At 46.1% G+C, this 13,021-nt stretch carries 14 protein-coding genes; 5 read left to right on the top strand and 9 right to left on the bottom strand.

Going from position 1 to position 13,021, the window contains the following annotated elements:
- Positions 1-37 precede the first annotated feature (37 nt).
- Positions 38-730: an MOSC domain-containing protein gene (locus FKN08_RS15370; RefSeq protein ID WP_170892456.1), complete on the bottom strand. Its 693-nt coding sequence runs from the start codon at positions 728-730 to the stop codon at positions 38-40.
- A gap of 111 nt (positions 731-841) precedes the next feature.
- Between FKN08_RS15370 and FKN08_RS15375 the strand changes: the two genes are divergently transcribed.
- A complete protein-coding gene (locus FKN08_RS15375) occupies positions 842-1,657 on the top strand; it encodes a helix-turn-helix transcriptional regulator (protein WP_170892508.1) in 816 nt (271 codons plus the stop codon).
- 88 nt (positions 1,658-1,745) lie between these two features.
- Positions 1,746-2,738 carry a zinc-dependent alcohol dehydrogenase family protein gene (locus FKN08_RS15380; protein ID WP_170892457.1) on the top strand — a complete coding sequence of 331 codons (993 nt, stop codon included), beginning with the start codon at positions 1,746-1,748 and terminating at the stop codon, positions 2,736-2,738.
- A gap of 73 nt (positions 2,739-2,811) precedes the next feature.
- Here the strand turns inward: FKN08_RS15380 and FKN08_RS15385 are convergent, their stop codons facing one another.
- The 3 genes from FKN08_RS15385 to FKN08_RS15395 form a co-directional block, all read right to left on the bottom strand.
- On the bottom strand, positions 2,812-3,507 hold the full coding sequence (locus FKN08_RS15385; RefSeq protein WP_046875662.1) for a VC0807 family protein: 696 nt from the start codon (positions 3,505-3,507) through the stop codon (positions 2,812-2,814).
- A gap of 168 nt (positions 3,508-3,675) precedes the next feature.
- Complete coding sequence (locus FKN08_RS15390; RefSeq protein WP_048625478.1) at positions 3,676-4,161, bottom strand: sigma-70 family RNA polymerase sigma factor; 486 nt, start codon at positions 4,159-4,161, stop codon at positions 3,676-3,678.
- Positions 4,162-4,244: 83 nt separating this feature from the next.
- Positions 4,245-4,931, bottom strand: coding sequence for a DJ-1/PfpI family protein (locus FKN08_RS15395; RefSeq protein ID WP_114322697.1), 687 nt, complete (start codon positions 4,929-4,931; stop codon positions 4,245-4,247).
- Between the two features lie 126 nt (positions 4,932-5,057).
- Here FKN08_RS15395 and FKN08_RS15400 point away from each other — a divergent pair, with 126 nt between their 5' ends.
- Both FKN08_RS15400 and FKN08_RS15405 read left to right on the top strand, forming a co-directional pair.
- On the top strand, positions 5,058-6,014 hold the full coding sequence (locus tag FKN08_RS15400) for a LysR family transcriptional regulator (RefSeq protein ID WP_170892458.1): 957 nt from the start codon (positions 5,058-5,060) through the stop codon (positions 6,012-6,014).
- A 127-nt stretch (positions 6,015-6,141) separates the two neighbouring features.
- Positions 6,142-6,681: a CAP domain-containing protein gene (locus tag FKN08_RS15405; protein WP_170892459.1), complete on the top strand. Its 540-nt coding sequence runs from the start codon at positions 6,142-6,144 to the stop codon at positions 6,679-6,681.
- Between the two features lie 77 nt (positions 6,682-6,758).
- On the opposite strand, the gene FKN08_RS15410 is transcribed toward FKN08_RS15405, so the two are convergent.
- The 4 genes from FKN08_RS15410 to FKN08_RS15425 all read right to left on the bottom strand — a co-directional run bounded on the left by FKN08_RS15410 (position 6,759) and on the right by FKN08_RS15425 (position 11,472).
- Positions 6,759-7,178 (bottom strand): VOC family protein, encoded by a 420-nt coding sequence (locus tag FKN08_RS15410; RefSeq protein ID WP_025793617.1) that lies wholly within the window; start codon positions 7,176-7,178, stop codon positions 6,759-6,761.
- A gap of 1,249 nt (positions 7,179-8,427) precedes the next feature.
- A complete protein-coding gene (gene ahpF / locus FKN08_RS15415) occupies positions 8,428-9,996 on the bottom strand; it encodes an alkyl hydroperoxide reductase subunit F (RefSeq protein WP_170892460.1) in 1,569 nt (522 codons plus the stop codon).
- 157 nt (positions 9,997-10,153) lie between these two features.
- Positions 10,154-10,711, bottom strand: coding sequence for an alkyl hydroperoxide reductase subunit C (ahpC, locus tag FKN08_RS15420; RefSeq protein WP_005395542.1), 558 nt, complete (start codon positions 10,709-10,711; stop codon positions 10,154-10,156).
- 302 nt (positions 10,712-11,013) lie between these two features.
- Positions 11,014-11,472 (bottom strand): MarR family transcriptional regulator, encoded by a 459-nt coding sequence (locus tag FKN08_RS15425; RefSeq protein WP_005395543.1) that lies wholly within the window; start codon positions 11,470-11,472, stop codon positions 11,014-11,016.
- 137 nt (positions 11,473-11,609) lie between these two features.
- Between FKN08_RS15425 and FKN08_RS15430 the strand changes: the two genes are divergently transcribed.
- Positions 11,610-12,032 (top strand): organic hydroperoxide resistance protein, encoded by a 423-nt coding sequence (locus tag FKN08_RS15430; protein ID WP_005374640.1) that lies wholly within the window; start codon positions 11,610-11,612, stop codon positions 12,030-12,032.
- Between the two features lie 59 nt (positions 12,033-12,091).
- Here the strand turns inward: FKN08_RS15430 and FKN08_RS15435 are convergent, their stop codons facing one another.
- Positions 12,092-12,991, bottom strand: a complete 900-nt coding sequence (locus FKN08_RS15435; RefSeq protein WP_170892461.1) for an AraC family transcriptional regulator — start codon at positions 12,989-12,991, stop codon at positions 12,092-12,094.
- Positions 12,992-13,021: the final 30 nt, after the last annotated feature.

Raw genomic sequence — 13,021 nt, forward strand, 5'->3', positions numbered from 1 at the left:
TTTTTATAGCGAGCGCAGAGCTTTTACTCTGCGTTTTTTATTGTCTTGTTGGGCCAACCAAGCGCATGTCCCAATCTTCGACTTCGCCAGTTTCTAGGCGGCGCTCGACCAACTTGCCCCAAGACTCGACTAACGGCAGTTCAGACAGCTTAGTGAGTTCTTCTCTATCTAAACAGCCAGTGAAAACCGCGCCCATGATGCGAGCCAGTGGCCATTCTGGATAAGGTCTTTCGCACAGAATAATCTCGTCACCTGCACCGATATCGCCTTCTTCCAAAACTCGGAAATACCAGCCTGTTCGAAGCGTATCTTGCAGTCTTCTCGCCATGTCGTGTTGGTCAAAGCGTACGTTAAGTTTCCAACAAGGCATGCGACCTTGCGACACTTCCAGCAGTGTTGAGCCGATACGGATTTTATCTTTCAAGCAAATCGTGGATTCGGTGACGCTCTCGGAGCTGATGTTTTCGCCAAAGCCGCCAGCGGATTGGAAAATTGTTCTTTCGCCTAATTCTTGTTGCCAGATTGGGTAGTGCTCGCTTGGGTAAATATGAAGCGCTTTTTGAATGCCACCATGAAAGCGTGGATCGCCTTGCTCATCACTGGTAAAACCAAGCTCTGTTGCGTGCTGGCGATCGGGCAACACTTGTTTGTTGATTGCGCTTTGCGCTCCATGAGCATAAGGGACAGTTTTCCCTGCTAGCACAGCTTTTACGACGCCGATTTTCTTCATGTAACCTCCTTATTATTTGAATGAGAGATAAAGTGTTTACCTTCATTCGCGATGCGGAGCATGATAGCCTAGTGAACTCGTGTCGGAATAGGGATGAAAAGACAATCAACAATGCTAACTCGCCAAATTGATTCGAAGTCAGGCGTCATGACCTCCAATGAGATGATGGCCGCGAATCCCCATTCTCCTGTTTTGGTGAAAACCATCGACATGCCAAAAGGTTACATTGATGCGCTGCATCAACACACTTGGCATCAAATCATCTTTCCTATCAAAGGGTTATTGCAAACGCAAACGGAGCATTATCAGCATTTGGTTCCGCACACTTCTGCGTTATTTGTTCCTGCGGGTGTTCAACACGAGTCGATTGCTCTGAGCAACACGATATTTGTTGGCATTTACCTCAACCCTGAGTTTGGCGCAACGTACGAGCCACAAGTGAGAACCATTGCTTTAACGCCGTTTTTAAATGAGCTTTTACAAGAGATCCGCAGACAGTGTGAAGGTGAGACAAGCCACGAAGAAGTGCTGCATTTGCTGGTGGTGTTGCATGATCAAATTTTGAAAAGCAACGTGCAGACATTTCAGTTATTGCTGCCACAAGACAGACGACTAAAACTGATTTTCGAACAGTTGACCGACGAGCCCGCGTTGAGCTGTTCGCTAAAAGAGTGGGGGGAGAAAATTGGGGCGTCTGAGCGCACTTTATCACGGTTGTTTGCCAAGGAATTCAACACTTCATTTCTGCTTTGGCGGCAACAAATTCGGCTGATTTACTCGCTTTCTTTGTTAGATGAAACGTTGCCAATCCAAGCCATTGCAGACCTAGTGGGTTATCAAAACGACTCATCCTACATCAAAGCATTTAAAGCCTATTTTGATATGACGCCACAACAGTTTAGAGTGAACGGCGCATCGCGCAGGTAGAAATACAGAGCTTCGACTTCACTTAATGCTTTTGAGTAGAAGTCGCGAAACTTCCTTTTTGAATTTCAATTACATGGTATGAATAACAATGGCACCAACGATAAATACTCGAGTGAATCAATTCTGTTTTGGTCAGTCCAAAACGTCGCTGTCGTTGGAAAAAGAGCCCCTCAAATCGCTTGTTCAGGGCAAGATTCGGGTGAGGCTCGAAGCTACAAACATTAACCCAAGTGACTTGCTTTCCATTTATGGTGTTGGGCAATACCGCCGCGTTCACGTACCACCTCGCGTGCCGGGATTTGAAGCGGTTGGGCGTGTGGTGGAAGTCAGTGCTGTTGGTCAAACTGACCTTCAAGTTGGGCAAAAAGTGTTGGTGGCGATGAGTGGTACTTGGCAATACTACATAGATGCTTCGCCTGAGAATCTTTTTCCGCTACCTGAGAGTTTGGATAACGGCTATGCCTGCCAGTTGTACATCAACGCGTTAACCGCGTGGGTGATCACCACTAAAGTGGCTAAGTTGAACAAAGAGGATGTGGTGATCATCAATGCGGCGGGTTCGGCGATCGGTAAGATATTTGCCCAGCTCGCCCATTCACTGGGTTTTACACTGATTGCTGTCACTTCAAAGCCAGACGAGTATCCGTACGATACGATTCCAGTGTTGGACGCGAAGCAAGACTTACACGCGCAACTGCAAACGCGCAAACTGCCACAACCAACGGCCGCTTTGGATGCGATAGGTGGTGAGGCTGGCACGTATCTCATTCGTACCTTGAAAGAAAATGGCCAATACATCAACTACGGAACGTTGTCGTTAGCGCCTTATACGCCTGCGTTTTTTGAATCGATGAAGATCAACAACATCGACTTTAGCCCCTTCTTTTTGCGGTATTGGGAAGAATCGGTAGGTAAAAGCGTGAGAAAGGCGGTATTCGCTGAAATGTTAGACCACTTTATTGCCAACGATATAAAGTTAAATGTAGCGTCTGAGCTGCCGCTAGAGGATTTTCAAACTGCGATTGAAATGGTTGAGCAACGCTCATCGGCGGTGTCAGGAAAAATCATTTTGACGCTATGAATTACAGTGAGTCTGTTGAGAAAAGGGAGGATAAAATCCTCCCTTTTTTGATGGGTTATTTGTAATGATGGGACTATTTTAGATGGAAAATTTGCTCTGTCTCGAGCGATGTCATCGTACGTACTTGACGCCAAATATAATAAAAAATACCGAACATCATTAACATGCTTGGAATTGCAATCATCGGGTAGCTGTAAAGCGTCATCTTACCCAACTCTTCATTAAAGGCAGCCGTGCCCGAAGGACTGGTCACGATCCAAGTCGCAAGGAAGTAGTTCATCGCGGATGAGAACGCAAAAGTACTCGCAAACAGATAGTTTGATGACATTAGACAACGTTCAAATGCCTCTGATTGACCGTTCTCTTTCAAGCGTTCGTTAATCAGCGATAAATTCAATACCGTGTCATTCAGTACTAACTTCTGCATCAGTGGGTAGCGGGTAAACGTTGAGCCCAAAACCGCTAAACCGATCAGGCCAGGGATCAGGGCTTCTTTCAAGGCTAACCAACGTGTATCAAGCTCTAACAAGCCAATGCCGCCAGTTAATAAAACACTGATAAAGCCAAGTGCAGAAATAAAGTTAAATTTCTTGTTCCGGACAAGGTCCATACCGCCGTAAATGATAGGAAATAGCAAAGCGACAACCAGCGCCATTGCTGTTCCTAGGTGTTCATCGCCGCTAAACTTCATCAAGATAAAGGAAGGGATAAATACGTTAAAAAGAATCTCGAATAGGGGATTCGGCTTTTTCGCCGTTGTGTTACTCATAATGTTTTACTGACTCTACTCTATGTCGGCTGTTATTGTACTTTGACGAGAAGTGTTCATCTAGTCGCGCTTGATGTAAAGCGTTAAAGCGCCGAGTTGTGTAACGACTTATGAAATAGACCGGAGCATAGCCAGTTAGTTGACATGATTGACTACTTTTTTTGTGTCTTAATCGCGCTCCCTCTGCGCAATGATCTGATTGCGTGCTCTGAATAATCGAGTCGCCACGGTGTTGTGATTAAGCTCTAATACTTGAGCAATTTCATTATGATTAAACCCGACTACGAGTTTTAAGACCAATGGCTCTCGGTATTTGGGTTCGAGAATCATCATTTGTTTTTGAAGCCAATCTTGTGCCATGTCGTGGTCACTGCCAGGGTAGGTTTTTGCCTGTATTACACACTCATCAATATCGACAAAATCGTACTGCTTTTTATCAAAGCGCCGAGCATTCTCACGACGCAAAATGGTGATGAGCCAAGGCTTCGCGGCATTGGGATCATTTAAGTTATCAAAGAATCGCCACGCTTTCAGGAAGGTGTCTTGCGCCAAATCTTGAGCAAGGTGATGATCTTTGCATAGCCAATATGCGAGACGATAGATATCTTGGTATCGCTCCTTCGTCAGTGCTTCGTATCGTTTGTGTTTTTCCATAGGATTAAGATCAGAAGTGTAGAGCTGAGTAGTAAGGTAACCTCTGAAGCTCAAAGGTTACCTGCGGTTTAGTTCTTGCCCGCTTAAAAGGGCTGGGTAGAAAAACGTGAGTATTGAAGGGCGTCTGCGACTTCTTGAGCTTTAGATTCTGAAGTCATGAGATGCAGCAATTTAAGGGCGGCTTGATAGCTAACTAGGCTGCCGTTTGAGGTGATGACACCCTCATCAACAACAAAATTCTGGTCGACCTGTACATCAACTGCTGGATAGTCTTTTTGTAATCCGTTTTCACCTCCTGCCCACGTCGTCGCTTTCTTACCGTTTAACAGGCCAGCCTCGGCCAATAGATACGCACCAGAGCAATTACTTGCCATCCAATCTGCCGCCTTTGATGTGGTTTGAATAAAGTGAATGAGATCCTTGTTTTCGATTAGCGCATCCATGTCGTAGCTGGATGTTAAAACCAGCACGTCGAGTTCCGGCTGATCGCCAATCCAAGCATCCACACCAATTTTTAATCCCTCTTCAGTGGTGATGGTTTTCTGTTCAGAGACGGAAATAGTGACTACTTCATAATCGCTAAACCAAGTCAGACGACTTGCAACGCCAAAGACCTCTAAAGGCGCAGTAACATCAGAGGTCAGTACGCCGTCGTAAACTAGAATGCCAATGCGTTTATCCGTCGCATGTGCCGTTTGAAGCACCCCAAAGAATAGGACTAAGGTCGCTATCAATAGTTGTAGTGCATTCTTTAATCCATTTTTACCCATTGTTTTTTCCTCGCTAACAGAGCATCAAGTTATTGAGATTCATTATATTTGGGCTGATTGGTGATTGAAGAGCCACTTTGTCTTTACTAAAGTGAATAAAGTTCACGAATGGAGTGCACGAGTTTTATGGATAAGATACGGTCCCTACGATTTTTTATTGCCACTTTAGAAGGTGGCAGTTTTGCTGCGGCCGCCAAAGCGTATGGCACAGACCCTTCTACGGTGAGTAAGGCCATCCATCGTCTTGAAAGCGACTTGGGAATACAGCTTTTCCAACGTTCTACGCGACAGATCCGTCTGACAGAAGCCGGTCGTCGATACGCAAATACCGCTAGGTTTGTACTGGACGAACTGACGGCGTGTGAGGATTCATTGAAAAGCCACAATGATGCGCTTTCAGGACTGCTTAAGATTAACGTGCCGATCTCCTACGGTCGCCTTTACATTCGCCCTTTATTAAAAGAGTTTTGTCGCCGCTACCCCAGTATCACTATCGATATTCATTACGATGACGCCTACGTTGATATTATTGAACAAGGGATTGATGTGTCGATTAGATCTGGTGTCGTTCAGGACAGCCAGTTGATTGTGCGCCAGCTGAGTCCTATCGATTTTATTATTTGTGGCAGTCAGGATTACTTAGCGCGCCATGGTGTTCCGAGTGGCCCGGATGTATTCAATGACCATTCTTGGGTTCGTTTTCGTTTTAAACAAACGGGGAAACTGTTGCCGATTCGGATGCCAGAATCAGACGGTGCAAGTGAGTATAACCCCGAGAGAAATTTTATTGTAAATGACGGCGAATCGATGGCAGAGCTTTGCGCAGAAGGTTTAGGGTTAACTCAGATTCCTCATTTTATCGCGAGAGACTGGCTCAAAGCGGGGCGTTTAGTGCCGATATTTCCGAGTATGCGCCAAGCAGGAAATGGCGTGTATCTTCTCTATGCTAACCGGGAATATGTGCCTGCCCGAGTGAGGGTGTTCATCGATTTTATCACTCAAGCAATACAGGATATGGATGAAACGCCATTCCATACGTGGGCTGAAACGTTGCCAATTTATCAACCGAACCAAGGCGATTGAAAACTTCATGTGAGTCTTTGGTTAAAACACTCTAAGTCATATGGTGCTTTTATTGGTTTTTGTTAGGTTATTGGGCGTTATTATCGAAAAGCGCAGTTTGCTCTTCGTCACTCATAAAGGAAAGACAATGCCAACTAAGATCTTAGTGCCAGTTTTGGCTCTACTTCTCAGCGCATGTGGCGGCGACGGGGAGTCGTCAGCACCTGTAGAAAACGGTTCTCAAAACACAGGTTCCACATCATCACAAGGCATATTTGCCGAGCAGATGCTCGCAGCGGTGAACAGCGCTCGCTCTACTACACAACAGTGTGGCGCAACCACCATGCCACCTGTTGGGGCACTGACTTGGAGCTACGATTTGGAAAGCGCCGCTTATCGACATTCGAGCGACATGGCGAACAGCGATTTCATGAGTCACACAGGTTCTGACGGCAGCAATATGTCAGATCGAGTCAACGCAACGGGCTATGCTTGGAGCGCTATTGGTGAGAATGTCGCCGTAGGGCAAAGCAGCATTAACGCCGTCGTTAATGCTTGGTTATCGAGCGAAGGTCACTGCCTCAATATCATGAGTGCGGATTTTGATCAGATGGGCGCGTCGCTTGTCGAAAATCACTCGGCAAGCTACGGGTATTACTGGACTCAGGTTTTTGCCAAACAGCGCTAATGCGATAAAGAAACCTGATAGATAAACTAAAACGCCAGCAGTAACCATCTGCTGGCGTTTTATTGTTTACGTCTCTTTTAGCTTGTCAGGTTACGAAGTTTTGGATCATCCGTCAGGTATTCAACAAATTCGATCTCAAAACCTGCAGGGTCAACAAAATACACATTCTTGCGATATGGCTCATCAGCCCCAGGTTGGGCAATCGGATAACCTGCATCGGTCAGTCTTTTTATGATGGCATCGACGTTGTTGGTCACATAAGCAAAATGCGCTAGCCCTACTTGGTGGCCGCCCAACTCGCGGTTCTCACCTTCACCGTGGTCACTCATGGCAATGTATTGATACTCGTCGCCAAAATGTAGCCAGTTTCTTGGCTTGCCACTCCATTCGCCTTTCCCCTCATCACGCACGTACCAATGTGGAAATGCAGTTTGATAAAACTTCAGCATTTCAGGGATGTTTTTCACGACTAAATTAATATGTTCTAGTTGGATCATGATGTGCTCCTTTTTGTCATTTGCTAGCCAACGATGAACATGCTAAAACCTCAAGTTAAGTCGAGGTAAAGGGCTTTTTTAAATTTTTTTAGGGTTGGTGTCTTTGGAGCTTGATACATGGAGAGATTCGGTGGGGTGGTACTTTGAATCTGCGAGTTGGGTTATGTGCTTGCAACCCTCATTCATCTTTTGTTTGTTCGTGCTAATCATTTTCGAGCGAGTTTGTGGTGAGTAGATTCCCAGTCTCACCTAGGTTCGCGGGAATGACGTGAAGAGAGCGCTAAACGAACAGTGTCATTCTGAAGGAGCCTAAGCGAGTATTCAGAATCTATTCTCAGCGCTTTGTGATGCTGGCGGTGTGGAGTTAACTGTCCACGATTGCAGAACCAGTCCCTCCCCTTTGAGCCCGGTGTGTTGAGATCTTTAGAGTTTGATACAAGCGAAGGTTAGGTGGGGTTGGTGGTTTGAGGTTGAAAGGAGGATCATGTTCAGAACCCTCTAACCGTTGATGCATCACGTGTATGTGTGTGAATTTCTTTCGTTCAAGCTTACGGTGAGTAGATTCCCAGTCTCACCTAGGTTCGCGGGAATGACGCGAAGAGAGCGCTACACGAACAGTGTCATTCTGAAGGAGCCTAAGCGAGTATTCAGAATCTATTCTCAGCGCTTTGTGATGCTGGTGGTGTGAATTGAATTATCCACGATTGTAGAACTTGCCACCTTGAGCTCGGAGTGTTGAGATCTTTAGAGTTTGATACAAGCGAAGGTTAGGTGGGGTTGGTGGTTTGAGGTTAAGAGGAGGATCATGTTCATGAATCCTCTAACCGTTGATGCTTCACGTGTATGTGTGTGAATTTCTTTCGTTCAAGCTTGCGGTGGGTAGATTCCCAGTCTCACCTAGGTTCGCGGGAATGACGTGAAGAGAGCGCTAAACGAACAGTGTCATTCTGAAGGAGCCTAAGCGAGTATTCATAATCTATTCGCAACGCGTTTTGATGCTGGTGGAGTGAACTGAATTATCCGTGATTGTAGAGCCATTCCCTCCAGTTTGAACTCGGAGTGCTGGAGGATGTGCTTACACCCCTCCCCAAAACCAAAAAAGCCAGCAGTTGGTACCTGCTGGCAAAGTCTTTGGGCTTCTAGGTTTTTTGCTTTTATTTCTTGTTACTCATCGCTGTCACGGTGCCCCGATTGGTTTTCCGGGAAAGAAAACACAGCACCGCGCGCTTTGTGCTCAAGAAATTGGAGATTAACCTTGCTTACGGATTAGGTAGTCAAACGCGCCTAAGCTTGCTTTTGCACCTTCACCCATCGCTATGATGATCTGTTTGTAAGGAACCGTCGTTGCGTCACCGGCTGCGAAGACACCTTCTAGGCTGGTTTCACCACGGCTACCAACTTCAATTTCGCCGCGCTCAGAAAGCTCTACTTCTGAATCTTTTAGCCATTCTGTGTTTGGTACTAGACCGATTTGGACAAAGATACCTGACAGTTCAATCTCTTTGATTTCATCTGTGTTACGGTCTTTGTACTTCAAGCTTGTTACGCGAGTACCGTCACCCACTACTTCTGTGGTTTGTGCCATCGTGATGATGTCGATGTTTGGTAGTGAGTTCGCTTTGTCGATAAGCACTTGGTCTGCGCGAAGTACGTCTGCAAATTCAAGAACGGTTACGTGCTCAACAATACCTGCAAGGTCGATAGCCGCTTCGATGCCTGAGTTACCACCACCGATAACCGCGGTTTTCTTGCCTTTGAATAGCGGGCCGTCACAGTGTGGGCAGTACGCGACGCCTTTGTTGCGGTACTCTTGCTCACCCGGAACGTTCATTTCACGCCAGCGTGCACCAGGGCTAAGGATGACACTCTTACTTTTCAGCGTTGCGCCGCTTTCAAGTTGGATATGAATCAAGCCATCATCTGTGTGCGCTGCGCCCATCAGTTTTTGCGCTTGTTGCTCAGTCACGACGTCTACGTCGTATTCTTTTAGGTGCTCTGCTAGGTCAGTCGCCAGTTTTGGACCTTCAGTACGTTTTACCGAGATAAAGTTCTCGATTGCCATGGTGTCTATCACCTGACCACCGAAGCGTTTAGCGACAACGCCAGTGCGAATACCTTTACGCGCTGCGTATAGTGCTGCTGCACTACCACCAGGGCCACCGCCGACAACTAGCACGTCGTATGGGTCTTTTTCGCTCAGTGCTTTGGCTGCTTTCTCGCTCGCGCTGTCATCCACTTTGTTTAGGATTTCAGTCAGAGACATACGACCTTGACCGAATAGCTCTCCGTTTACGAATACGCTTGGTACTGCCATGATGTCGCGTTGTTTCACTTCATCTTGAAATAGTGCACCGTCGATCATGGTTGCTTTCACTTTCGGGTTGATCGCTGCCATCATGTTGAACGCTTGAACCACGTCTGGACAGTTTTGGCACGACAGTGAAATGAACACTTCAACTTCCAACTTTTTATCTAGCGCTGCGATTTGTTCAATCACTTCCGGCTCTAGTTTGATTGGGTGACCACCAGAGTGCAGCAATGCCAATACCAGAGAGGTAAATTCGTGACCCATTGGTAAGCCAGCAAAGCGAAGTGCTGTGCCTTTTACTGGATTGGTCACCGTCATCACTGGTTTACGTGCGCTTGCGTTGTCGTCACGTTCAACGGTGATAAAGTCGCTCATCTCTGCGATTTGGTTCGCCAGAGACAGAATGTCATTCGATGCTTTGCTTTCATCTAGACTAACCACTAGACGAACGTCTTCTTTTACATTAGCCAGATATTGTTTGAGTTGTTGTTGGATCGCTTGGTCTAACATAGTTGTTGTTACCTTAAATAAACAAAAGAGTGGTTACTCTGGATAAAATCAGTAGGGAGAGAGCAAACCAGGCAGAAGGTCGTCAAGGTATCTAACCTGGAACGCTCTCTAAGTTAAGCGTCAATTAGCATGTTAAATTGAGCTTAAATTCAGTGGCTTAGATTTTGCCTACTAGGTCTAGAGAAGGAGCTAGCGTTTCTTCGCCTTCTTTCCATTTTGCTGGGCAAACTTCGCCTGGGTGTGCTGCTACGTACTGAGCTGCTTTCACTTTGCGTAGTAGGTCTTCTGCGTCACGACCGATACCTTCAGCAGTGATTTCCATTGCTTGGATAGTACCTTCTGGGTCGATTAGGAACGTTGCACGGTCTGCAAGACCTTGGCCTTCACGCATCACACCGAAGTTGTTTGTGATGTTGCCTGTTTGGTCACCAAGCATGTAGTACTGGATCTTGCCGATGGTTTCTGAGCTATCGTGCCAAGCTTTGTGAGTGAAGTGTGTGTCTGTTGATACTGAGTACACTTCAACGCCGCGTTTTTGTAGCTCTTCGTAGTGGTCTGCTAGGTCACCTAGTTCTGTCGGACATACGAATGTGAAGTCTGCTGGGTAGAAGAAGAATACAGCCCATTTGCCTAGAACGTCTTGTTCTGTTACTTCAACGAATTCGCCGTTTTTGTATGCTGTAGCTGCAAATGGTTTGATCTTTGTATTAATCATTTTTACTTTCCTCAGAATGTTTTAGGGTGAGCAGTTCTTGCTTTCGGAAAGTATATTCGCATTGGATTGTGTTTAAGGAAAATCGCTTGTAACTATCCTATTGATAGTCATTTCCTATCTTTATTCATAGGGAAGCCCGATGTAAGTGAGTTTGCTTTGATAGGTTTTATTGAAGATGAAGGCCGAGTGGTAATAGAGATACCGATGATGACCTTTAAGATATCGTCTGGCTAAGATCGAAAGAACCTGCATCTCGGCAGGCTCTTTCTAATAGGAAGTGGGGAAGCTGATGCTTTTATTTTTTAGTTCAGATTGTCGAGCACCTTGCCGCACAACTTCTTCAGCATGATCATTTCATCCAGCTCTAACGTGATTTTACACATCATGGCGTTTGGCACTGATTTGGCTTGCTCTTTGAGGTCACGACCTTGCTCTGTAAGGTTGAGTACGCGTACGCGCTCATCGGTGTCACTGCGACCACGTTCTACATAGCCTTTTGTTTCTAATCGTTTAAGCAGCGGCGTGAGCGTGCCTGAATCCAAATGCAGTTGCGAGCCCAGTTCTTTAACACTGGCACCGTCTTTCTCCCACAACACCATCATCACTAAGTATTGCGAATAAGTCAGATCAAGTTCGTCCAGCAAAGGGCGGTAAGCTCGGATCACCGCATTTGCTGCACTATAGAGCGGGAAGCAAACTTGGTTTTCGAGTAAGAGTTTATCGTCGTTGGTCATGGTGTTGTCGGTGTAACACTGGCTCATTGGCGTTGCCTACCTGCTTACAGAGAAAGAGAGTAACAAAATAAATTGTGCACAATATAGTTGCAAACGATCTTTACTTCGATATAAGATTGTAAGCAATTAAATTGCGCGCAACTTAAATTAAGAAGGACAATCGCATGACTACTCTATACAAAACTCAAGCTACTGCTTTGGCTGGTCGTAATGGTCAAGTAAAAACAGATGACGGTCTTCTCGATCTAGAGCTGTCATACCCGAAGGAAATGGGCGGCACAGGTGCAGCAACTAACCCTGAGCAGCTTTTCGCAGCGGGTTATTCAGCATGTTTTTCTAACGCGATTCTGCACGTAGCACGTGAAGGTAAAGTAAACCTGAAAAGTGCACCCGTAACAGCGGAAGTGGGCATTGGTCCGAACGATAACGGCGGCTTTGCATTAACAGTGAGCTTAGCGGTAGAGCTAGATATGCCACAAGAACAAGCATTAGAGCTAACGCGCATTGCACACCAAGTTTGCCCATACTCAAACGCCGTTCGTGGCAATATTGATGTTGCTGTTACAGTAAACGGCGAAGCGATCTAATCGATTTAGACATTATTTCTAATAGAAGGAAAGCCTGCGAACGTGCAGGCTTTTTTCGATTATTTGATGGCAGTGCAGAAGCAGACGTCTGCATGGTGCGTTTGTGGATCGTAGCTATGATAAAGTTCGAAGCAAGGTCGACAGTCGTTTTCAATACCAGATTCAACCACTTTGCTCATCAAATCATCCCATGCTTTAGGGTATTGGCTGAATTCGGTAATTTGCTGGCGCATCACCGCATATTGACCGCCGGGGAAGTCTTGCAGCTCAATGCCTTTTGGTACTTCGGTATCTTCTGGCACCATTAGACAGATATCAGTACGACACTTCTCGTCTGGCGTGATTTCTGGGTTATCGTGATAAATGAAGATACAGGTATTGCCCGCCAAACCTTTCATTCCTGCCCATTGATACAAGCGACCTGATGGTTCTTCATAACCTTGGCCATAAGGGCCGTTTACGCGAATGTAAGCCAGTTTTGCTTTATCAAAGTTTTGCGTTTCCATATTGTTGCTCCATGTTGTGAGTTCAGAGTCAGTATATGAATCGCTTAGGGCTCGTTCGTTTCCATTCTTGCGCAGTGCGTGTCCAATCTTGCTGTTTCGCGCGAGTTCAGAAAATTGCTGGTAGTTTTTACAGTCGCGAAAGGCGGTTGGTGTTACGCCATAATGCTGCTTAAACGCCTTAGCTAGGCTTTGCGAACTAGAAAAACCGTACTCTAACGCGATGTTCAGCACTGGTTGCTTTGATTTGAAAAGGTCGTCTGCTGCCGCCTCTAGCCGTAAACGTCGGATGAAGTCGGCTAATGTTTCGCCTTGTACCGCCTTGAAGGTACGGTGAAAGTGATAGGGAGAGAGGTTTGCTAGCGCTGCCACGTCGAGCAAATTGAGAGGATCGTTAAAGTGCTGTTCCAGATAGCGAATAACAGGAACGAGTCGTTGGTGATAATCGACACGCATGAGAGGGGCCACCCTTGTTTGATTTGCTCA

This window comes from Vibrio sp. 1-2 (7-a) (assembly GCF_013048515.1).
Classification (GTDB): Bacteria; Pseudomonadota; Gammaproteobacteria; order Enterobacterales; family Vibrionaceae; genus Vibrio; species Vibrio diabolicus.